The organism is Gillisia marina (assembly GCF_000258765.1).
Classification (GTDB): Bacteria; Bacteroidota; Bacteroidia; order Flavobacteriales; family Flavobacteriaceae; genus Gillisia; species Gillisia marina.
In genome coordinates, this window is the sequence record NZ_AJLT01000004.1 from 18813 (window position 1) to 42152 (window position 23340).

20 protein-coding genes are annotated in these 23340 nt (G+C 35.1%); 12 read left to right on the plus strand and 8 right to left on the minus strand.

The annotated features are described in order from the left end of the window. Position 1: 1 nt before the first annotated feature. On the minus strand, positions 2-676 hold the full coding sequence (locus ON07_RS01620; RefSeq protein WP_010227646.1) for a SatD family protein: 675 nt from the start codon (positions 674-676) through the stop codon (positions 2-4). A 192-nt stretch (positions 677-868) separates the two neighbouring features. Here ON07_RS01620 and ON07_RS01625 point away from each other — a divergent pair, with 192 nt between their 5' ends. Continuing rightward, a complete protein-coding gene (locus ON07_RS01625; RefSeq protein WP_029331320.1) occupies positions 869-1321 on the plus strand; it encodes a hypothetical protein in 453 nt (150 codons plus the stop codon). On the opposite strand, the gene ON07_RS01630 is transcribed toward ON07_RS01625, so the two are convergent. Further along, positions 1322-3367: an HD family phosphohydrolase gene (locus tag ON07_RS01630; RefSeq protein ID WP_010227648.1), complete on the minus strand. Its 2046-nt coding sequence runs from the start codon at positions 3365-3367 to the stop codon at positions 1322-1324. 116 nt (positions 3368-3483) lie between these two features. On the opposite strand from ON07_RS01630, the gene ON07_RS01635 reads away from it, so the two are divergent. Both ON07_RS01635 and ON07_RS01640 read left to right on the plus strand, forming a co-directional pair. Beyond that, positions 3484-4662 (plus strand): acetyl-CoA C-acyltransferase, encoded by a 1179-nt coding sequence (locus ON07_RS01635; protein WP_010227649.1) that lies wholly within the window; start codon positions 3484-3486, stop codon positions 4660-4662. A 23-nt stretch (positions 4663-4685) separates the two neighbouring features. Next, positions 4686-5435, plus strand: a complete 750-nt coding sequence (locus tag ON07_RS01640; protein ID WP_010227650.1) for a C40 family peptidase — start codon at positions 4686-4688, stop codon at positions 5433-5435. A 237-nt stretch (positions 5436-5672) separates the two neighbouring features. On the opposite strand, the gene ON07_RS01645 is transcribed toward ON07_RS01640, so the two are convergent. Both ON07_RS01645 and gyrA read right to left on the minus strand, forming a co-directional pair. After that, entirely contained in the window at positions 5673-6926 is a 1254-nt protein-coding gene (locus ON07_RS01645; protein WP_033445003.1) for a tetratricopeptide repeat protein, read from the minus strand. Between the two features lie 22 nt (positions 6927-6948). After that, the gene (gene gyrA / locus ON07_RS01650) at positions 6949-9486 is read right to left on the minus strand and encodes a DNA gyrase subunit A (protein WP_010227652.1); all 2538 of its coding nucleotides are present in this window, start codon (positions 9484-9486) and stop codon (positions 6949-6951) included. A 257-nt stretch (positions 9487-9743) separates the two neighbouring features. Here gyrA and ON07_RS01655 point away from each other — a divergent pair, with 257 nt between their 5' ends. Next, on the plus strand, positions 9744-12293 hold the full coding sequence (locus ON07_RS01655) for an ATP-dependent Clp protease ATP-binding subunit (RefSeq protein ID WP_010227654.1): 2550 nt from the start codon (positions 9744-9746) through the stop codon (positions 12291-12293). A 223-nt stretch (positions 12294-12516) separates the two neighbouring features. Continuing rightward, on the plus strand, positions 12517-12891 hold the full coding sequence (locus tag ON07_RS01660; RefSeq protein WP_010227656.1) for a hypothetical protein: 375 nt from the start codon (positions 12517-12519) through the stop codon (positions 12889-12891). Here ON07_RS01660 and hutH read toward each other — a convergent pair. Together hutH and ON07_RS01670 are read right to left on the minus strand one after the other, a co-directional pair. Then, positions 12888-14399, minus strand: coding sequence for a histidine ammonia-lyase (gene hutH / locus ON07_RS01665; RefSeq protein WP_010227658.1), 1512 nt, complete (start codon positions 14397-14399; stop codon positions 12888-12890). The two genes, ON07_RS01660 and hutH, sit on opposite strands and share 4 nt — an antisense overlap. A 140-nt stretch (positions 14400-14539) precedes the next feature. Then, positions 14540-16072, minus strand: coding sequence for a bifunctional ADP-dependent NAD(P)H-hydrate dehydratase/NAD(P)H-hydrate epimerase (locus ON07_RS01670; RefSeq protein ID WP_010227660.1), 1533 nt, complete (start codon positions 16070-16072; stop codon positions 14540-14542). A 142-nt stretch (positions 16073-16214) separates the two neighbouring features. Between ON07_RS01670 and gcvT the strand changes: the two genes are divergently transcribed. The 5 genes from gcvT (at position 16215) to ON07_RS01695 (ending at position 20021) form a co-directional block, all read left to right on the plus strand. Further along, positions 16215-17297 carry a glycine cleavage system aminomethyltransferase GcvT gene (gene gcvT, locus ON07_RS01675; protein ID WP_010227662.1) on the plus strand — a complete coding sequence of 361 codons (1083 nt, stop codon included), beginning with the start codon at positions 16215-16217 and terminating at the stop codon, positions 17295-17297. Positions 17298-17302: 5 nt separating this feature from the next. Beyond that, positions 17303-18118 (plus strand): sugar nucleotide-binding protein, encoded by an 816-nt coding sequence (locus tag ON07_RS01680; protein WP_010227664.1) that lies wholly within the window; start codon positions 17303-17305, stop codon positions 18116-18118. Between the two features lie 82 nt (positions 18119-18200). Next, on the plus strand, positions 18201-18911 hold the full coding sequence (locus ON07_RS01685; RefSeq protein WP_010227666.1) for a flavodoxin family protein: 711 nt from the start codon (positions 18201-18203) through the stop codon (positions 18909-18911). Between the two features lie 19 nt (positions 18912-18930). Beyond that, a complete protein-coding gene (locus ON07_RS01690) occupies positions 18931-19218 on the plus strand; it encodes a 4a-hydroxytetrahydrobiopterin dehydratase (protein WP_010227668.1) in 288 nt (95 codons plus the stop codon). Positions 19219-19301: 83 nt separating this feature from the next. Next, entirely contained in the window at positions 19302-20021 is a 720-nt protein-coding gene (locus ON07_RS01695) for a YebC/PmpR family DNA-binding transcriptional regulator (RefSeq protein WP_010227670.1), read from the plus strand. Positions 20022-20033: 12 nt separating this feature from the next. On the opposite strand, the gene ON07_RS01700 is transcribed toward ON07_RS01695, so the two are convergent. Then, the gene (locus tag ON07_RS01700; RefSeq protein WP_010227673.1) at positions 20034-20573 is read right to left on the minus strand and encodes a 1-acyl-sn-glycerol-3-phosphate acyltransferase; all 540 of its coding nucleotides are present in this window, start codon (positions 20571-20573) and stop codon (positions 20034-20036) included. 10 nt (positions 20574-20583) lie between these two features. Continuing rightward, positions 20584-21780 carry a proline dehydrogenase family protein gene (locus ON07_RS01705; RefSeq protein WP_010227675.1) on the minus strand — a complete coding sequence of 399 codons (1197 nt, stop codon included), beginning with the start codon at positions 21778-21780 and terminating at the stop codon, positions 20584-20586. Between the two features lie 103 nt (positions 21781-21883). Between ON07_RS01705 and aroB the strand changes: the two genes are divergently transcribed. Together aroB and ON07_RS01715 are read left to right on the plus strand one after the other, a co-directional pair. Then, positions 21884-22951 (plus strand): 3-dehydroquinate synthase, encoded by a 1068-nt coding sequence (gene aroB, locus ON07_RS01710; protein WP_010227677.1) that lies wholly within the window; start codon positions 21884-21886, stop codon positions 22949-22951. A gap of 69 nt (positions 22952-23020) precedes the next feature. After that, a complete protein-coding gene (locus tag ON07_RS01715; RefSeq protein WP_010227680.1) occupies positions 23021-23314 on the plus strand; it encodes a hypothetical protein in 294 nt (97 codons plus the stop codon). The last annotated feature ends 26 nt before the right edge of the window (positions 23315-23340 follow it).

A 23340-nucleotide genomic window follows, 5' to 3' on the forward strand; every position in this document is an offset into this window, starting at 1 on the left:
CTTATTTCTTGTTTGCTAAATTGTTTATAATCACATCTCTATATCTATCTAATAATACAGAAATAGCATCCCAGCCAGCGGCCTTTTTACGTTGGTTTACGGCAGACTGACTAATGTTGATGGCTGCTGCCACTTCCCGCTCCTTAAGATCTTTTAAAAGATAATATACAACCTCTGCAGAGGCCGTACTCCACTTATCGGTGATGGTATCTAATAGAAATAATGAGGTGTTAAATTCATTATTAATCTCCTCAACATCGGTTTTTAGTTTTGTTTTTCTATGCTCAGACTTCATTTCATCCAAAGTGCGCCCGGAGTATTGAAAAGCGGGACCATTAGATTCTGAAATCGCTTCCCGTTCTAAGTCTTGTTCTCCAATCCCAATAGCGATCTTAAAATCGGCTATTTTAGAATAGGCTTTGCTTTTTACTGTTTCTTTAAAATGAATCCTGTTTATAGCTGTTTTAATTTGAAGCGCTATTTTAAGTGCATTTTCAGGGCTTTTAATAATCCCTTGAAAACTGTCTCCCCTGTAGATTTGAAGACGTACTTCATTTGATTCATATTCATTAGTAATCCCCTTAAATTCTTGCTTAAGAGTATCTAATACTTGTTTCAGAACTTTCTCCTCATAAAGGGAAGAATCTATTAAATCGGCTGTTAAAACTGCTATCATAACTTCAAATATATAAATTTTATTAGTCTAAAGACTTATAAATATAAATTATTAGTCTGTAGACTTATAAAATACCAATATAAGCTTATGGACTTATAATGATGAAATATATGGAATTGGATAATTATTAATTTTTTCCAAATATTTATATAAGATGAAAATCGATACCTACTTTTAATGAAAACTCTAAAGATGGTACCAAATAAAATTCAATTATTTAACAATTGCTTGGATGTAATTAACAAGCAAATATCGCGATACAAGGCAGAAATGGACTCGGTAAAAGAATCTATGGAAGCAAACGATACTCATACAGATTATGATGAAGAGGGAAACCAAGGAGAATTATTAGGAAATTTTGAAAAATATGCCAAATATCTTGATACTGCCCAAACTATGAAACTCACCCTTAACAAAGTAGATAGAGAACATTACAGTGAAACCATAAAATTTGGAAGCGTGATAGAGACCGAAGAAAATTACTATTTTATTGCATGTGGTTTAGGAAAAGTGCAAATGGATGATGGCAGCAGCGTATTCGTTATTTCTACTGAAGCCCCTATTTATGAAAAATTGAAGGGCAAGAAAGCCGGAGAAACGTTTGTATTAAACGAAAAAGAAATTAAAATACTAGAAGTTCATTAACTACTCCGGATATTCTACTCTTAAATGAAAAATATTTTTCAGCTTCTGCTTTAACACCTTCTTAATGAGCTGAATCTCTTTAAAAGTAATGTTAGAATTTAAAAACTGAGCTTCGTCCATTTGTTTATTGATAATTCTTTCTACAAAATCATCAATTTTGGCCGACGTAGGTTCCTTTAGACTCTTACTAGCTGCTTCTACACTATCGCACATCATTAAAATTGCAGTCTCTTTACTAAACGGAATTGGGCCAGGATACCTGAAGTCTAAAGTAGACACCTTTTCGTTCATTTCCTTTTCCTTCATATAAAAGAAATACACTAAAGAAGTACCGTGATGGGTTCTAATAAAATCTATAACCCTATCCGGGATATTATGCTTTCGGGCAATTTCAATTCCATGAATCACGTGATTAATAATAATTTCTGCACTTTCTGCAGGGGATAATTCATCATGAGAATTCACAGAGCTTGTTTGATTCTCAGAGAAATAAGTGGGATTTTCCATTTTTCCAATATCGTGATACAGGGCTCCTACCCTAGCCAGCATGGCATTTGCACCAACTTCATTAGCTGCAGCTTCAGCCAAATTTGCAACATTCAAGGAATGATGAAATGTTCCGGGTGCTTTTTCTGCCAACTCCTTTAATAGTTTCGAATTAGTATCAGATAATTCCAAAAGTGACATATCTGAAACCAATCCGAAGAGTTTTTCATAAATATAAATAAGCGGCTGCACGAACAAGGTTGCCAATCCACCTAGAATAAACGTAAGAAACATTTCAGAATTAAGATCCTGAATATTTCCTTCCTGAATGATGGTAAAAGCAAAATAAACAAGAATGTAAATAAAGGTAATTTGCCCTACTGAAATAAATAAGTTAGCTCTTTTATACAATTCTGAAACCGTTAGAATGGTAACAATCCCGGCAATAATCTGAAGGAACATATATTCATAACTATTTGGAACCACGAACCCCAAAATTAGAACGGTTATAACATGAGAGAACAAACCAAGCCTGGAATCGAAAAATGCTTTTAAAGTTAATGGCAGTATACAAAGCGGTACGATGTAGACATATTTCGCTTCGAACCTTACCACCAAGGTGGTTAGAAAAACCATCAATAGAATATTGAAGAAAATAAACGACACCTTTACATTGTTATCAAAAATATCTCTTCTATTTCTTCTAATAAACAATAGCAACATCAGCAAAGCAAGGCAAACTAAAATACTGTAACCAAATAAAATCCAATTATAACTGGAATCACTCCATACCTGAGATTCATATTCAGATTTAAGAGAGGTTAAAATATCCAAGGTTTCCCCTTCTACAATTTCTCCTTTGGAAATAATGATAGTCCCGCGTTCAATACTTCCCCTAGTATAAGAAATGGATCCTAATTTACTATCTAGTTCCTTCTGGGTAAGTGCTGCATCGAAGGTGACATTTGGCTTAACTACATTATAAAAGAACTCTAACAGCTCCGGTTTTAAAGAAGCTAGATTGCTAAGGTTTATTTGAATATTTAGATAAGGCCTAATTTCATCCTGAAGGAGTAATTTATCGTAGTTCACCTCAAAAGCCTCATTGCCTCGTTTTAGATAAATTAGTTTGTTTGCATCGGCTGGTTTTGCATCGAGTAAAACTCCATATTCGTAAATATCATCTAAGGTTTTATCGATAAAACTAGATAATTGTCTTTCCTTTCTTCTTAAAATACTATCGGTAAAAGTTCTTTCTAATTGTTCCGAAACCTTCGATTTTACTTGTTCAATTACATTTTCATTAACCGTATAATAAGGAATATGATTAGTATTTATCTGAAGCTTTTCTTTAACTATTTCGGCATCGCTTTTTAAGATCGCAAAATCAAACGGAGCATATAAATTTTCGTATTGCCAAGGTTTGCCTTTTGTAATCTCATATTTGAATTTGCCGCCCTTGGGAAGAAGGTAAACAATTAAAATCGCGGTGATTATAAATAGAAAAATCTTGTAAAATAATGCCTGATTTTTGTAAAAGTTGTTTACGAAATTGTTCATGTATTGTAGTACTATTTTTCAAATGTAGTAAAAAAACACGGTGCACCTAGAAGCCTTGGTTTGTTCTTGATAAAATCACTAAATTCGCATCAAGAGAAAAATTAAAATTTTAAGTTATGAATAAGGAAGTAGTAATTGTAAGTGCTGCAAGAACGCCAATAGGGAGTTTCCTAGGTGGATTATCTACAGTACCAGCAACAAAATTAGGTTCTATCGCGATTCAAGGAGCTTTAAATAAAATAGGATTAAAGCCAGAAATGGTGGAAGAAGTATTAATGGGAAATGTGGTACAAGCCGGAGTGGGACAAGCGCCTGCCAGACAAGCTGCATTAGGAGCCGGGATTCCGAATACTGTACCATGTACTACTATAAATAAAGTATGTGCCAGTGGAATGAAGGCAGTTATGCAAGGAGCGCAAGCTATTATGTTAGGCGATGCCAATATTATTGTTGCAGGTGGAATGGAAAACATGAGTTTAATACCTCATTATATGCATTTGAGATCTGGACAAAAATTTGGCCCTGCTACGATGATAGATGGAATGCAAAAAGATGGCCTAGTAGATGCATACGATCATAATGCAATGGGAACCTGTGCCGACCTTTGTGCAACAGAACATAACTTTAGTAGAGAAGATCAGGATGCATTTGCAATTCAATCTTATGAAAGATCTTCTAAGGCATGGAAAGATGGGAAGTTCGATAATGAAGTTGTTCCTGTAGAAGTTTCTCAAAGAAAAGGAGATCCTATAGTAATAAAAGAGGACGAAGAATTCAAGAATGTAAAGATGGATAAAATTGCTTCTTTACGTCCGGCATTCTCTAAAGACGGTACTGTTACTGCTGCAAATGCTTCAACAATTAATGATGGAGCCGGAGCTGTAGTTTTAATGAGCCGTGAAAAAGCAGATGAATTAGGATTAAAAGTATTAGCAAGCATTAAAAGTTTTGCTGATGCTGCTCACGAACCAAAATGGTTTACGACTGCACCTTCTAAGGCACTTCCTAAAGCTCTAGCTAAGGCTGGAATTACAAAAGAAGATGTGGACTTTTTTGAATTTAACGAAGCTTTTGCTGTTGTTGGATTGGCAAATATGAAGTTGTTAGGACTTACAGACAAAAATACAAATGTTAATGGTGGAGCGGTTTCTTTAGGCCATCCGCTAGGATGTTCGGGAGTTAGAATTATAATAACCCTATTGAATGTTTTAGAACAAAATAATGCTAAAACCGGTGCCGCTGCTATTTGCAACGGAGGTGGTGGAGCATCTGCAATTGTAATTCAGAGAGACTAAGTCTAATAAGCAAGTTTTAATTAATGCAATACGGAATATGCAACTTGAGCATTGTGCCGGTTAGAATTCAACCGGCCGATGCTTCTGAAATGGTTACCCAACTCTTGTATGGGGAATATTTTAAGGTTCTTGAAGAACGTGGTAAGTGGAGCCGAATTCGTATTGCATTCGATTCTTATGAAGGTTGGATAGATAACCGCCAATTCGTAAAAATTGAAGAATCTGTATATTTTGAGCTTTCCTCTGAAACCAGAAGATATTCTGCAGACCTCATCGAATTCCTTACAGATGATTCCGAAGGTCTTACCACGATCCCTTTGGGATCTGTTCTTAATAGCAATGCGCCTCTCAAAAGCACTTTTGATGGCAGCAGTGTTTCAGGAATAAAGGAAAAGATCAATTTGGTAAATACAGCACTTTTATATCTTAATGCTCCATATATGTGGGGTGGAAAAACGCCTTTTGGAATAGATTGTAGCGGGCTAACGCAAATGGTCTATATGCTTAATGGATATTCTTTACTTAGAGACGCCTCCCAGCAAGCTACTCAAGGAGAAGCTTTGAGTTTCATTGAAGAAAGTGAACCTGGAGATCTTGCATTTTTCGATAATTCTGAAGGGAAGATTACGCACGTCGGAATTATTATGCATGATAATTATATTATTCATGTAAATGGAAAAGTGAGGATTGATAGAATAGATCACTCCGGTATCTTTAATGCTGAATTAAAAAGGCATACCCACCAATTAAGGGTGATCAAGAAGATTATTTAAATCTGGTATTCTTCGAAAGGCTTAATAACATTGAACTCGTAATTTCTTATTCTGAAAGAGAGAAATAAACCGAAGAATCTCTTTCGTGCAAAATCATTGTAGTTAAAGATTCCTTCTCCGTAGGAATGACAAAAAGCAATGTCTGAATAGATTATAAAGAAATATTAAATTTAAATACAAGAACAAAAAAAAAAGGCTGTCAGAAATGACAGCCTTTTTTAGTAGAATATAAAATTCTTAATTATTTTCTTTTGCAGTTAGTTTTGCTTGTAATGCATCTGCCTTTTCATTATCTCCTAATTGGTAGTAGATATTCATAGACGTTCTAATAGCCTCTAAATTGTCGGCATCATTTTCCATTACTGTTTCTAAATATGGAAGTGCTTTTCTATAAACTTCTTCACGCTTTTCAGCAAGTTCATCATACTTTTTAGTATCAGCTTTACTCATACCTAAAGTATTCATTTCTTCCACAATTTTCGCTTCGTTAGAAAGTATTGCAGCAGCTATATTTAAACGAGCCTCAGTCATTTCTGGCTTATACTCTAGAGCTTTTTCGTAATAAGCGATAGCTCCATCATTATCTCCCATCTCAAAAGCAGTAACTCCTAAATTGTAATATAAAGTTGCATTGGTAGGATCTTGAGCAACAATTTCCTCCATAATCTCTTTATATTTATCCTTATCACCCATTTTGTAATACATATCGGCTTCCGTTTGCATTAAAGTAGAGTCATCTGGATTAGCAGCTTTTGCAGCTTCTAAAGCAGTAATAGCCTCATCTTCTCTACCTTGCTCGATATAGATTAAAGCAATATTCTTAGTGATTTCTCCAGCTTTAGAAGGAGCAACTCTATCTTCCGGCTTAATATATTCACCAGTCTTAACCATTAGGTCACGTTGCACTTTCGGCATAGCCTCTTCCTCACCTGTTGCCTTGTTCACTGCTATATATTCAGTTTCAATACCAGTATATCCAAGATCTTTGAGGTCTTCATAATATTTAAGAGCAGTATCATAGTCCTTTGCGGTTACCGCGTTAGAAGCTGCAAAGTATAAATACAATGTATCCTTAGGATTTAGTTTATAACCTGCATATAACTTTTCTGCAGCCATATCATATTTCTCTGCATTTTGATCGTTAATTGCGCTTTGGATTAAACTATTAGTAACACCAGCTAAACCTTGAGCCGCTGCTTCTGCATTTCCTAATTCTTCAGCTTTTTTGAAAGCCTCTGAAGCAGTCATAAGATCTTTTACAGAAGTTCCTTCTCCTGTTCCCAAATATGCTTGACCTTTAAAAACGTAAAAATCTTCTTTAAGATTATCATTAGCATCACCTAACATAGATTCTGCCTGAGTCAATAAAGTTTTTGCTTCCGCATAACTTCCTTTTTCGATTGCTTTTCCAGCATCGCGAATTTCCTTTTTCTGGGCTATTGCAACTATCGATAGTAAAGATAACCCTATTGATAAAATATTCTTTTTCATTTTGTAATTGGTTTTTTTATTGTTATTCATCTTCGTTGTTGTCTGCAATTGTTGTGCCATCTGAGTTTTCATCACTGATTTCAGTATCTGACAGCTCATCTATCAGATCTTCTACTTCTTCATCATCCTTCATCACTTTGGCAACCGCTGCAATGGCATCGTTACTTTTCAAGTTAATAAGTCGAACTCCTTGCGTAGCTCTTCCCATAACCCTTAAATTCTCGACACTCATTCTAATAGCAAGCCCAGATCTATTTATTATCATAAGGTCATCGTTATCACTAACGTTTTTAATAGCAACCAATTCACCTGTTTTTTCTGTAACAGAAATTGTTTTAACTCCCTTCCCACCACGATTGGTAATTCGGTAATCATCCAGTTGTGAACGTTTTCCATACCCATTGGCAGAAACTACCAAAATGTCAGTATCCATATCGTTTACAGCAATCATTCCAACAACTTCATCATCTTCACTTGCTAAAGTAATACCTCTAACTCCTGAGGCATTTCTCCCCATTGGTCTGGTTTTTTCTTCTTCAAAACGAATTGCCTTCCCACTTTTAATAGCCAACATTACATGACTGTTTCCTGTAGTAAGTTTCGCTTCTAAAAGTTCGTCGTCCTCACGAATGGTAATTGCATTAATACCATTTATTCTAGGTCTAGAGTATTGCTCTAAAGATGTTTTCTTTACCTGACCTTTTTTGGTAGCCATGATTACAAAGTGATTATTTATATACTCTTCATCTTTGAGATCCTGAGTACAGATAAATGCTTTCACTTTATCGTCCGGCTCGATATTTATTAAATTCTGAATTGCTCTTCCCTTTGAAGTTTTGCTTCCTTCAGGAATTTCATAAACCCGCATCCAGAAACATTTTCCTTTTTGAGTAAAGAAAATCATATATTGATGGTTTGTTCCCGAGAATAAATGTTCTAAGAAATCTTCATTTCTAGTAGTAGAGCCTTTTTGACCAACTCCTCCTCTATTCTGAGTTTTATATTCTGTAAGAGATGTCCTTTTAATGTAACCGGCATGAGAAATAGTAATTACTACCTGCTCATCTGGAATCATATCCTCTATACTTAGATCTCCACCTGCATATTCTATAACAGATCTACGCTCATCTCCATATTTATTCTTGATTTCCAATAACTCATCTGTAATAACCTGCATACGACGTTCTTTTCTATCAAGAATGTCCTTCAAGTCTTCGATGGTCTTTTTGATTTCATCGTATTCTGAACGTAATTTATCTTGTTCCAGACCGGTAAGTTGTCTCAATCGCATTTCTACAATTGCCTTTGCCTGAATTTCAGATAAACTGAAACGTTCAATCAATTTAGATCGAGCTTCATCTCCATTGCTGGAAGCTCTAATTAAAGCAATCACTTCATCTATATTATCTGAAGCTATGATTAATCCTTCTAAAATATGTGCTCTTTCTTCAGCCTTACGTAATTCATACTTGGTACGTCTTACAACAACTTCATGACGATGCTCCACAAAGTAATAGATCATATCCTTCAAATTCAACATTTCAGGTCGTCCTTTTACCAAGGCGATGTTGTTAACACTGAAACTGGTTTGAAGTGCCGTATGCTTGAATAATGTATTTAAAACGATATTTGGAATTGCATCTCGCTTAAGAATATAAACGATTCGCATTCCATTTCTATCTGATTCATCTCTAATAGTAGAAATTCCTTCGATCTTTTTCTCATTAACAAGATCGGCAGTTTTTTTGATCATATCGGCCTTATTCACCTGATATGGAATCTCTGTAACAATTATGGCCTCTCTACCGTTAACTTCCTCTAAAGTAGATTTTGCACGCATCATCACTCTACCTCTTCCTGTTTTAAAGGCTTCACGAACACCATCGTATCCATAAATTACACCTCCTGTTGGGAAATCCGGGGCTTTTATATGAGTAATTAATTCGTCTATCTCTATATCATTGTTTTCAATGTATGCAATAGTTCCGTCAATAACTTCAGATAAATTATGAGGCGGCATATTGGTAGCCATCCCTACTGCAATTCCACTTGCGCCATTTATCAATAAACTTGGAACTCGCGTAGGTAAAACGGTAGGTTCTTCTAGAGTATCATCAAAATTCAATCGGTGGTCTACAGTATCTTTGTCAATATCTGCCAACATATCTTCGGCAATCTTCCGCATTCTGGCTTCAGTATATCGCATTGCTGCGGGACTATCACCATCTATAGATCCAAAGTTACCTTGACCATCTACAAGCATATATCGCAAACTCCATTCCTGGGCCATACGTACCATTGCGTCGTATACAGAAGTATCTCCGTGCGGGTGATACTTACCTAATACTTCCCCTACAATTCTTGCAGATTTTTTATGAGCTCCAGTAGCTCTAATACCTAATTCATGCATCCCGAACAAAACCCTTCTATGAACAGGTTTTAATCCGTCACGAACATCAGGTAGCGCACGTGACACAATGACCGACATCGAATAATCGATGTAAGCCGACTTCATTTCATCTTCAATGTTGATAGGAATTAACTTTTCTCCTTCAGCCATATTAAATATTTTAATTTAGTTTGAAAATATAACGTGCCAATTTACGGATTTTGCAGTTGTTTTTAGTACTATTGGTAAGGCTTTGTATAAATTTTATTAACAAAAAATTAGCGCAGCTTCGTTAATAAGTTAGCTATCTTATATTTTGTTTATTGAAAGTAATTTTGTCAATTAGCTAGCGACACATTACCTAATAGGTATAATTTTTGAACTACCCCCAGTAATGATAATATATAATTTTAGAGAAAGGAAATAAGATGGACGATAATTTTTCTCCCAAAGTAAAGGATGTGATTGCCTATAGCAAAGAAGAAGCTCTTAGGCTAGGTCACGACTTTATTGGTACAGAACATTTAATGCTTGGGCTTTTGCGAGATGGAGACGGCAAAGCTATAAACATATTGAATGCCCTAGATATAGACTTGAGTCACTTAAGACGAAAAGTTGAAATTTTAAGCCCTGCAAACCCGGAATCTTTAGGGATTTCTAATGAAAAAAAGAATTTACACCTTACAAGACAAGCGGAGCGGGCTTTAAAAACGACATTTTTAGAGGCGAAGCTTTTTCAAAGCACCTCTATTAATACTGCACATCTATTACTGTGTATTTTAAGAAATGAAAATGACCCTACAACCAAACTTTTAAATAAACTAAAGATTGATTACGATGGAGTTAAAGATCAATTCAAATATATGATTACAAATGATGACGATTATTTAGAAGCTCCAAGAGCCGAATCATTTTCAGATGAAGATGCGAGTGCCGATGATGCTACTAAGGACAATCCTTTTAGTAATACTGGAAAAACCAATAAAAAATCTAAAACTCCTGTTCTGGATAACTTCGGAAGAGATTTAACTGCAATGGCGGAAGTCGATAAATTAGATCCCGTTGTTGGTAGAGAGAAAGAGATTGAACGAGTTAGTCAGATTCTTAGTAGACGTAAGAAAAATAATCCGCTCTTAATTGGAGAACCAGGTGTTGGTAAATCTGCAATTGCTGAAGGATTAGCACTGAGAATTGTACAACGAAAAGTGTCAAGAATTCTTTTTGATAAACGTGTTGTGACTCTAGATTTAGCCAGTTTAGTTGCTGGAACAAAGTATAGAGGACAGTTTGAAGAACGTATGAAAGCGGTAATGAATGAACTTGAGAAGAATGATGATATTATTCTTTTTATAGATGAAATTCATACAATTGTTGGCGCTGGCGGTGCAACCGGAAGTTTGGATGCAAGCAATATGTTTAAGCCGGCCTTAGCAAGAGGTGAAATACAATGTATTGGCGCTACTACTCTAGACGAGTATAGACAATATATAGAAAAGGACGGTGCCTTAGAAAGAAGATTCCAAAAAGTAATCGTCGAGCCTACAACTGTAGACGAGACATTGGAAATTTTGAACAACATCAAAGGGAAATATGAGGAACATCACAATGTAACTTATACTCCAGAAGCCATTGAAGCATGTGTGAAACTTCCAAATAGATACATTACAGATAGATTTCTTCCAGATAAAGCGATTGATGCTCTAGATGAAGCTGGTGCTCGGGTACATATTACCAATATAGAAGTGCCAAAGCAAATCTTAGATCTTGAACAAAAGCTGGAAGCAGTTCGAGAAGATAAAAACGCTGTTGTTAAAAAGCAGAAGTACGAAGAAGCTGCGAAACTTAGAGACGACGAAAAGAATCTTGAAAAACAACTAGGTTTAGCTCAAGAAAAATGGGAAGAAGAATCTAAAAAGCATAGAGAAACTGTTACAGAAGATCATGTTGCAGATGTGGTGTCTATGATGACTGGAGTTCCGGTAAATAGAATAGCCCAAACAGAAATAACCAAACTTGCAGAATTACCAGACCGTATTAAAGGTAAAGTGATTGGGCAGGATGATGCGGTTAATAAAGTGGTTAAGGCTATCCAGCGAAATAGAGCCGGATTAAAAGACCCAAATAAACCAATTGGTTCCTTTATTTTCTTAGGTCAAACAGGGGTTGGAAAAACACAACTAGCAAAGGTTTTAGCAAGAGAATTATTCGATAATGAAGACACTCTTATCAGAATTGATATGAGTGAGTACATGGAAAAATTCGCTATTTCAAGATTGATTGGTGCGCCTCCAGGTTACATTGGATACGAAGAAGGTGGACAGTTAACAGAAAAAGTAAGACGTAAGCCATATGCTGTAATTCTTTTAGATGAAGTAGAGAAAGCTCATCCAGATGTGTTTAATATGTTACTTCAAGTATTGGATGATGGATATCTTACCGATAGTTTAGGTAGAAAGATCGATTTTAGAAATACCATTATTATAATGACTTCTAATATTGGATCTAGAAAACTTAAAGATTTTGGACAAGGTGTAGGATTTGGAACAGCATCTCAAAAAGCTCAAATGGATGATAACGCGAGAAGTGTTATCCAGAATGCGTTGAAAAAAGCCTTCGCTCCGGAATTCTTGAATAGAATAGATGACGTAGTGATCTTTAATTCTCTAGATAGAGATGATATTCATAAGATTATTGATATCGAATTAGAAAAGCTTTATTCTAGAATTGGTGTGATTGGTTATACTTTAATACTTAGCGACAGTGCTAAGGATTATATCGCAGATAAAGGCTTCGATAAAGATTATGGTGCACGACCTTTAAATAGAGCTATCCAAAAATATATTGAAGATGCGCTTGCTGAGGAAATAATTACATCACATCTTCAAGAAGGAGACAAAATATTCATGGACTTGGATAAAGAAGGTGATAAGCTTACAATTAAAATTGAAAAAGCTAAAGAAGAAAACGAGGTTAAATAACCTAAATTATATTAAAAGAGGGACAGCCATAAATTAATATTTATTGGCTGTTTTTTTTGCCTAATTTCTTCAAAAATTAAAATAATCTAAAATATCAACATTTAAACACGTCACATATAGCTGGATTTCAACCAATTGCATTACGCTGTTTTCCTTTTAAAAATTGATTTGGTTTTCTCACTTAAATTCTTAAATTTGATCACATAATTTCCCCTAACATCTTATGATAAAATCTGCTTTAGAGCTTGAATTTGGATCGGTTACATTTCTTGAAAAGATTCAAATAGCCGAACTGAACGAAGGTATTCTTTTTGACATTCCCCATAATCAAGAATTATTGGAATTAGCACGAAAACGATTTAGTAATATGCCCTACGGCTATATTTCTAATAGAGTGAATTCCTATTCTGTAAATCCAATGATTCATTTAGAGTCGGCGAATGTTCCCAACCTAATTGCCATAGCAATTGTCTCCACAAACCCTGTTGTGAAACAAAATTCTATCATAGAGAAACAATTCTTTAGAAATAGTAGTTCCTTCGAAGTTTTTGAAACTTTAGATGAAGCCGTAAATTGGATGAAACATCAGCTTATTTAGTCAAATAAAACCTGAGGTTCAATTTTAAAATTATCCACAAAGTTTTTGGCTGCTTTTATATGTGTAGACATTATTTGATCTTCCAATAATATCGGCACCACTTTTCTAAATTCCGTTATTACTTCCTGAAGAAACGGTGATGTCTTTTGTGGCTCTCTATAATGTAGTGCTTGCGAAGCGTTGAATAATTCTATTGCCAGAATCGTAGAAATATTGTCTACAACCTTTAAAAGTTTAGTCGCCCCGTTAGATCCCATACTCACATGATCCTCTTGTCCGTTTGAAGAAACTATAGAATCTATACTAGATGGGGTGGCGTATTGTTTATTCTGACTCACGATACTAGCTGCGGTATATTGCGGAATCATAAAACCACTATTCAATCCAGGGTTTTCCACCAAGAATGTAGGAAGCTCTCTTAATCCGGAAACTAATTGATAAATTCTTCTTTCAGAAATATTTCCAATCTCAGCCATTGCGATGGCCATATAATCTAAAGCTAAGGCCAAAGGTTGTCCATGGAAATTCCCTCCGGAAATAATTTTATCTGCTTCGATAAAGATGTTAGGATTATCTGTTACCGAATTGATCTCAGTTTTTATCGTTTTTCTTGTAAATGATAAGGTGTCTTTACTTGCTCCGTGCACCTGCGGAATACATCTAAAAGAATAAGGATCTTGTACACTTGCCTTTTCTTTTATCGCTATTTCGCTTCCATCTAAAAATGCTCTAATTCTTTCAGCAGTTTTTATTTGTCCACGATGAGGACGCACCATATGCACCAACTCATCATAAGGTGACATATTGCAATTAAATGCATCTACAGAAATAGCACCAATCATATCTGCCAAATAACATAACCTATAAGATTCTATCAAAGCATATACTCCATGTGCACTCATAAACTGAGTACCATTTAATAAAGCCAAGCCTTCTTTAGACTGCATTTTAATTGGCTCCCAATCAAACTTATTGAGCACTATGGCAGCATTTAATTTTTCACCTTGATAAAAAACCTCTCCCTTTCCTAAAAGTGGTAACGATAAATGCGCTAATGGCGCAAGATCCCCGGAAGCTCCCAACGAACCTTGTTCGTAAACTACCGGTAAAATATCTTCATTATAAAAATCTATTAATCGTTGTACGGTCTCTAATGCAATTCCGCTATGACCATAGCTTAATGACTGAATTTTCAATAATAACATCAAACGAATTATCGGCTTTGCTACTAACTCACCGGTACCGCATGCGTGAGACATCACTAAATTCTCCTGCAGTTTTGTTAAATGATCGTTGGATATTTTTACATTACACAAAGATCCAAAACCAGTATTAATCCCATAGATAGGAACATCGCTTTGTTTAATCTTTTTGTCTAGATATTTTCTGGATTTTATAATATTTACTCTGGACTCTTCACTTAATTCCAGTTTCAATTTATTTTTAATAATATCCTGAATAATTTGCAAATCAAGGACAGCAGAACTTATATAGTGGTATGAACTCATAAACAATTAGGCATTTTAGGAAGAAAAGAAATCAATAATATTAGGGTTCTTAAGAATTCTTAAAGAATAATTATGGTTTAATTCTGCAGGTTTTAAAACGCTGCAAATGTTAAACAAGTGCTAAAATAACTGAAAATTTTTCAATTCCCCTCAGATTGCATTTCCTTTTTAAACAAATCTAAAAATGATCTTCCAATATTAGTTGCAAGATCCCCTGCAATTAGACCTTCATAACTCATTTCTTTAGCCATGATATCTCCAGTTTTTCCATGCAAATACACGCCAAAAACCGCGGCAATCAAAGGTTCATATTGTTGTGAAATAAGGGAAGTAATTACACCAGAGAGAACATCTCCGCTTCCTGCGGTTGCCATCCCCGGGTTTCCGGTATTATTTATATAAAGATCGTCTTTAAAAACAGTTATAGTATGAGCTCCTTTAATAACTACGATCACCTTATGTTTCTTGCTGAATTTTTTAACCTTATATAATTTATCGAAATCGTCTTTCCATGTTCCCACCAGGCGTTCCAATTCTCCGGGATGCGGAGTTAATATAGAATTCTCTGGCAATTCCTTTAAAAACTGCTTATTTTTTGAAAGAATATTAATACCATCGGCATCTATAACCATCGGTTTTTTGGTCTTAATCAATATCTCTTCAAAAGCTGAAGTTGTTTCTTTAGAAGTCCCTGCTCCCATTCCAAAACAAATTACATCTGGTTCAAGATCAAATTCAATTGAATTCAGCATCATCTCACTTTTATCTGTTAGCACCATAGCTTCCGGCAAAACCGTTTGCAAGATCTGATACCCGCATTTTGGTGAAAAGATAGTTACCAAGCCCGCACCTGTTTTTAGCGCAGCCATTGCTGTTAAAGAGATACTTCCAATTTTCCCATAACTCCCGCCAATAATCAGCGCATGACCATAATCTCCCTTATGAGCAAAATTTGTTCGCTGTCTATACAACAACTGCGCTTCTGGCTTATTAATTAATTGCTTGTTTACAATGGTTTTAGCCAAATATTCCCTATCCAACCCTATATCTATTACTTGCATATCTCCTATATATTCTGCAGCCTGGGGCAGGAAAAATATCAATTTTGGAGATTGAAATGTAATAGTCACATTTGCTTTAATTGCAGGCTGCGTTTCATTCGGAATTTTATCTGCAAACATTCCAGAAGGCATATCTATGGCAGCAATAAAGGCTTTGGATTTATTAATATAATGTATTAGTTTCCCAACCCAATCTTCCAGAGGTCTATTAAGACCAATCCCGAACATGGCATCTATAATAAAATCCTTTTCTGAAAGTTCAGGAAAATCATCTTCACCTTTTATTGTAATTGGCCAATCATTATTTACTTCTTTGATCTTTTCATAATTAATCAAAAAATCTTCCGAACGATTATTGCTATAATTAACTACATAAACAGTAACCTGATACCCGTGCTCTAATAAAAGTCTTCCAATCACTAGACCATCTCCCCCATTATTTCCAATCCCACAAAAAATCTTAATCGGAATTTGAGCGCCATTAAGTTTGGAATGAATATCATTAAAAACCAAGGTTGCGGCTCGTTCCATTAATTCCGTAGAACTAATTTCCTGTTTTTCTATGGTTACTTTATCAGCTTCAGCAAGCTGGGCTATATCAAATATCTTCATACTTAAGTTTCTTTATCTCGTATTTACAAATATAAATTTTATAGGAGTGCAATAATATATAAGCCCGAGATTCTTAAGAATTATGTTTATTTGCACCACTATTAAAATTGAAATAAATAAATTTGCGCAAATTCTAAAAGAAATGAAAAAAATAGCCCTTAACGATATACATCATTCCCTAAATGCTAAAATGGTTCCATTTGCAGGATTCAATATGCCAGTTTCTTATGAAGGAGTAAATATAGAACATGAGACTGTTCGTAAGGACGTGGGAGTATTTGATGTTTCTCACATGGGAGAATTTTTAATCTCTGGAGAACATGCGCTGGAGCTTATCCAAAAAATAAGTTCTAATGACGCTTCTAAATTAATAGATGGAAAAGCGCAGTATTCTTGTATGCCTAACGAGGATGGAGGAATTGTAGATGATCTTATTATCTACAGAATGAACGAAGAAAAATACATCTTGGTTGTAAATGCATCTAATATAGAGAAAGATTGGAACTGGATTGCACAGCATAATACCATGGATGCAACTATGAAAGATCTTTCAGATGAATTTTCTTTATTGGCAATTCAAGGCCCAAAAGCCGCAGATGCCATGCAATCTTTAACCGATGTTAATTTAAAAGAGCTTAAATTTTACACTTTTGAAGTAGCAGAATTTGCAGGAGTGAAAAATGTAATTATTTCGGCAACAGGATATACCGGTAGTGGTGGTTTCGAAATTTATTTTAAAAATGAAGACGCCGAAACTATCTGGAATAAAGTATTTGAGGCAGGAGCAGATTTTGGAATCAAACCAATTGGTTTGGCAGCGAGAGACACCTTAAGATTAGAAATGGGGTATTGCTTATACGGAAACGATATAGACGATACAACTTCTCCTTTAGAAGCAGGATTAGGATGGATTACAAAATTCACCAAAGATTTTGTAAATGCTGATGCATTAGCTAAGCAAAAAGAAGAAGGTCCTAAAAGAAAACTAATCGCTTTCGAATTGGATGAAAGAGGAATCCCAAGACAAGGCTATGATATTGTAGATGCTGAAGGAAATGTAATTGGAAATGTTACTTCGGGTACCATGTCACCTTCTTTAGATAAAGGAATTGGAATGGGTTACATCCCAACCGAAATGGCTAAGGCTAATGATAAGATCTATATTCAAATAAGAAAAAAAGCAGTTCCTGCTACATTAGTGAAATTGCCTTTCTATAAAGGATAAACCCATTGGAAAAAGTACTGATATTAGGAGCAAGTGGCTTTATAGGGAATGCCCTATATAAAGAACTCTGCTCCTATTTTGATACTTATGGCACCTATCACACGAATTCAGATTTCTTTGAAGCAAATCATAAGTTCTATGAATTTGATATGGAGTCTGAAAATATTGAGATTTTACTCGAAAACCTTCGGCCAACGGTAATAGTTTCTGCCTTAAGAGGTGATTTTAACGCCCAGGTAAATACCCACTTTTTAGTCATAGATTATATCTTAAGGAATAACAGCAAATTGCTTTTTATTTCTTCAGCAAATGTATTTGATGCCTTTACCAACTATCCTTCTTACGAGTATGATAAAACCTTGTCGCAAAGTATTTATGGCAGATTCAAAATAAAAATTGAAAATGCGTTGCTTAGACTTCCAAATAATAAATACAATATCTTAAGATTACCGATGGTTTTTGGGGCTAATTCTCCAAGAACAATGGAAATCAAAAATAAAATTGAATTTGGCGAAGCGATTGAGGTTTTCCCGAATGTGGTTGTAAATGCTACCGACATTACAAGAGTCACGCAACAAATTCACTATATCATAAATAGGAAAAAACAAGGGGTTTTTCATTTAGGTAGCGAAGATCTCACACATCAGCATGACCTTATAAAAGATATCGCTGCCGCATTGGGTTATAAAAATCCACTTTTAAAGCAAGTGTACGATTCTAATTACGATCGTTTTTTGGCTGTGCTGCCAAAAGACAATCTCTTACCAAAGAATCTAAGCATCTCCTTACAGCATGTAATTAATTCTTCTGTGGTTATCTAATTTTATTAAGCCTTTCCCAAACTTGGCGACATTTTTTTAAGAGTTCTCTGCTATTTAGTAACTTTAGGAAAAATGAAAATAAATGAACACGCCACAATTTAAAGATCTTAAAGCGGTATTTATAAACTGTACGCTTAAGAAATCTCCAAAGCAAAGTCACACCAAAGGTCTTATAGAAGTTTCAAAAAATATTATGGAAAAAGAAGGTATCTCTGTAGAAGTTATTCGCGCTGCAGATTATACACTACCTAATGGAATCCAGCCAGACATGACCACAGAAGGAGAAGAGAAGGACGATTGGCCGAAACTTTTTAAGAAAATTATAGCTGCAGATATTCTAGTTCTCTGCACTCCCATTTGGTTAGGCGCAAAATCTTCTATATGCACTAAAATAGTTGAACGTTTATATGCCATGAGTGCTCAGCAAAATGAAAAGGGACAATATATTTATTACGGAAAGGCCGGTGGCTGTTTAATTACGGGTAACGAAGATGGTATTAAACATTGCGCTATGAATATGCTTTATTCTCTTCAGCATTTAGGCTATTCCATTCCACCCCAAGCAGATGCCGGTTGGATTGGAGAAGTAGGTCCTGGCCCCAGTTATTTAGATGAAGAATCTAATGCTCAAGAAAGTGATTTCACCAATAGGAATACTACCTTTATGACCTATAATCTTATGCATTTAGCAAGCATGTTAAAGCAATTTGGCGGATATCCTGCCTATGGCAATTTGCCTGAAGAATGGAAAGACGGTAAAAGATGGGCTTTTGAAAATCCTGAATACCGGTAATAATTTAAAATAAAAAAAAATGAAAAAATTATCTGAACAAGAAATAAACGAGAAATTAGGAACATTGGAAGGATGGAGTTATACAGACAACTCTTTGCAAACTTCTTTTGAATTTGAAAACTTCAAGGAAGCTTTTACCTTAATGACCAGAATTGCGTTTGAAGCTGAAGCACAAGACCATCATCCAGATTGGAACAATGTTTACAATCAACTGGAGATTTCTCTGTCTACACATGATGCCGGTGGCGTTACCGAAAAGGATTTTAAATTGGCGAAAGCAATTGAAGGAATTGTAAATGCCGAATAAATTATAATTATTTTGATTGTCGTTCCATTTTTTTAGCTAGAAATGGAACGTTTTTTTATTTTTACACCAGATTAATACTATTTATGGGAAGAGCATTCGAATTTAGAAAAGCGCGTAAGATGAAGCGATGGTCTGCAATGGCTAAAGCATTTACTAGAATTGGAAAGGATATTGTGATGGCTGTTAAAGAAGGTGGCCCAGATCCAGATAGCAATTCCAGGCTTCGTGCGGTAATTCAGAACGCCAAGAGTGTGAATATGCCCAAAGACAATGTTGATCGTGCCATTAAGCGTGCGAGCGATAAAAGTCAAGGGGATTATAAAATAGTCATGTTCGAAGGTTATGCTCCTCACGGGATCGCTGTTCTGGTTGAAACCGCCACAGATAATAACAATAGAACTGTTGCTAATGTGCGTATGCATTTTAGTAAAAGTGATGGAAACTTAGGAACTTCCGGCTCTGTAGAATTCATGTTCGACCATACTTGCAATTTCAGGATAAATGCTGAAGGTCATGATGCTGAAGAATTAGAACTGGAATTAATCGATTTTGGTGCAGAAGAAGTTTTTGAGGATGAGGATGGAATTTTAATCTATGCTCCTTTTGAAAGTTTTGGCGCTATTCAGAAAGAGTTAGAAAATAGAAATATCGAAATTTTATCATCCGGCTTCGAAAGAATTCCACAAGTAACCAAAAAATTATCACCAGAAGAAGCTGCAGATGTAGAAAAATTATTGGAACGTCTAGAAGAAGATGATGATGTGCAGAATGTATATCATACCATGGACGAATCTGAAGACTAGATTTGTCAGACTCTAAAATTGTTCAGGGAATTTCCCTTTCACGCCTTTATAAAAACTTTGAATTTCAGGAAGATCTTTTTCAATATCTCCCGTGGTATAAAAAGGTTCAGAAAATTTAGTTTGCTTTTTACCATAATCAAAAGCTACCATTATAATGGGAACATTAGCTGCTTCAGCAATATAATAGAAGCCCGTTCTCCATCTTTCGGTTTTTTGTCTGGTTCCTTCTGGGGATAAAGCCAGTCTAAAAATTTTCTTAGATTCAAAAATAGCCGCGATTGCAGCTACCTTTTTTTCTTTGGAAACCCGGTCTACCGGCGCTCCACCCATCCATCTAAAATACCAACCAAATGGAGGTTTAAACAATTCCTTTTTTCCGACAAAGTTTATTTCTAGATCTAAAATATTTCGAGTTAAAACTCCTAAGAAAAAATCCCACCAACTAGTGTGAGGAGCAACTACAAAAACACATTTTTTGATATTTGGATCAAAAGTCCCATCTATCGTCCATTTAAAAACTTTGTAGTAAATAAATTTAGAAATGGAACTCATAAGAATTAATTTATTCTCGGTTACCCTTTGTAGGCTCTCCTTTACGGCGCTTTTTCTCTTCAATAAGCAAAGCCAATTCTCTACCGGTTTGCCCTTTTACAGAAGTATTTTCCTGCGCTCTTCTAATTAAATAGGGAACAACTTCCCTAACAGGACCAAAAGGTACTAATTTTGCCGTATTATACCCTTTTTTAGCAAGGTTTAAACTAATATGGTCACTCATTCCATATAACTGACTAAACCAAACCCGGGAGTCGTTTATAGCGATATTCTTATCCTCCATTATTTGTAAAGCCAGATAATTACTCATCTCATTATGGCTACCTACAAATAGGGAAATATCATCTATATAAGCTAAACAATAGGCCAATACTCCATTAAAACTAACATCTGTAGCTTCTTTACTTTCACAAATAGGAGTTGGATATCCCATTTTATGCGCTCGTTCATTCTCCTTCTCCATATAAGCTCCACGCACGATCTTGGCCCCAACCTTATAGCCGGCAGCTTTCGCTTTTAAATGTAAAGCTTGTAAATAATTTAACCTATCCCATCTATAACATTGCAAAGTATTAAACACAATTGCTTTTTCCTGATTGTATTTTTTCATCATCTCCTCCATCAAATCATCTGCCGCATCTTGCATCCAAGATTCCTCACCATCTGCCAAAACACCTATATCATTCTTAAAGGCCGCATTACAAATAAGATCTACTCTATTCTTAACGCGCTCCCACTCTTCTTCTTCCTCTTTTGTTAAAGTATCTTTTGAAGAAACTTTCTCCCAAATCTCAAACCTTCCAATTCCTGTTGGCTTAAAAACTGCATACGGCAGTTCTTTTTTTTCTGAAGCGAATTCAATAATACTGATCTTCTTTTGCATGGCCGCATCAAATTGCGCCTCCTCTACTTTTCCCTCTACGGAGTAATCCAAAATACTATGCAACTTCTTTGTATACATTTTTTCGATCACCTTCATACACTCTTCCATGGTCTCACCACCACTGAATTGTTTAAAAATAGTTTTCTTGATAAGCCCTTCTACCGGTAAGTGTAATTTTAAGGATACTTTAGTAAGATAAGTCCCAATCTTTACTAGGCTTGGCCTGTTAATCATGCCAAAAAGAAACAAAGCTCTATTAAGATCTTCGTTGGATTTTAATTTAAAAGCAGTCTCTGTGTCGTCAAAGATTTTTTGTGTGATCATCTGTAGGATATTGATGCGGCAAATATAATTATTGAGTTAGGATAAATTAATTATTTTCTGCTTATTTTCGATATCTGTTAATTTGAATAAAACCTCTAAAAATATGGCTGTTTTAGCTAGTCAAGCTCCAATTTTTTATGCAGAAAATGGATACTCTGAATTATCAGATTATTTAAAGTATTCCAATCCCTCCCTAATATTTGTTTTGGTAGATAGTAATACACACGATAATTGTCTAAACATTTTTCTTCAGCAACTAGAAACAGAGATTACTATTGAAGTCATTGAAATGGAAGCTGGTGAGGAGCATAAGAATATTGAAACCTGCTCGGGAATCTGGGAAACTCTTTCAGAATTAGGAGCCGATAGAAAAAGCATTATGCTAAATCTTGGTGGTGGTGTTGTTACAGATCTTGGCGGCTTTGTGGCTAGTACCTTTAAAAGAGGGATCCCTTACATTAATATACCCACGAGCCTACTGGCCATGGTAGATGCATCGGTTGGCGGGAAATGTGGGGTAGATCTTGGGAATTTGAAAAATCAGATTGGTGTTATTAATCAGCCGGAAATGGTTTTGATAGATTCCAATTATCTAACAACATTACCTGCAAATGAAATGCGAAGTGGTTTAGCTGAAATTTTGAAACACGGTCTCATCGCTAGTGAAGAATATTGGGATAAAGCAACTAATTTAGAAGCGCTTAGTTTAGAAGATCTTGATAGCCTAATTATTGAATCTATCGAGATAAAATCTAAAATTGTTAAGCAAGATCCCACAGAAGAAAATATTCGAAAAACACTTAATTACGGACATACTTTGGGACATGCTATAGAATCCTATTTCTTAACCAATCCTAATAAAACTACCTTACTTCATGGAGAGGCAATTGCCGCAGGAATGATTATGGCAACGTATCTTTCTAATGAATTATGTGGATTTCCAAAAAACAAACTCAATACTGTTACCCAAAAAATTAATGAATTTTTTCCGAAGATAAATCTTCTGGAAGAAGATTATGAAATAGTCATTAATTTGCTCAAATTCGATAAGAAAAATTCTCACGGAAATATAAATTTTGTGCTTTTGAAGAATTTTGGAGAATCAGAATTAGACGTTATTGTACCAAATAACAAGCTGATAGAGGCTATGAATTACTATTTAAAAAATTAAATTGAAAATTTATTTGACCGCTTGAAAATAATGCTAATTTTACTATAATTGCATCATCAAATCTTAGTTATGAAAAGAGTCATTGTAGATTACAAAAAGTTAACTCCAGAAATTTTAAGCCTATTGGTAGATAAATATCCCGATGGATATGATGATGACCATGTGATTTCCTTTAAAAATGCTAAAAACGAAACTGTCGAGGCGGTAGAAGTTCGAACTGAAGATTCTATTTATTTGGTGAAAGTAAGTACCAAATTAGAGAATACAATGGCGAACTACGATGAAGACGATTACGATGATGAAGATTTTAATGAGCCAATTTCTGAAATTCCCGAAAAGGATGATGAAGATAATGAGGATTAAAACTTAAATACCTAAAATTCAAAAAA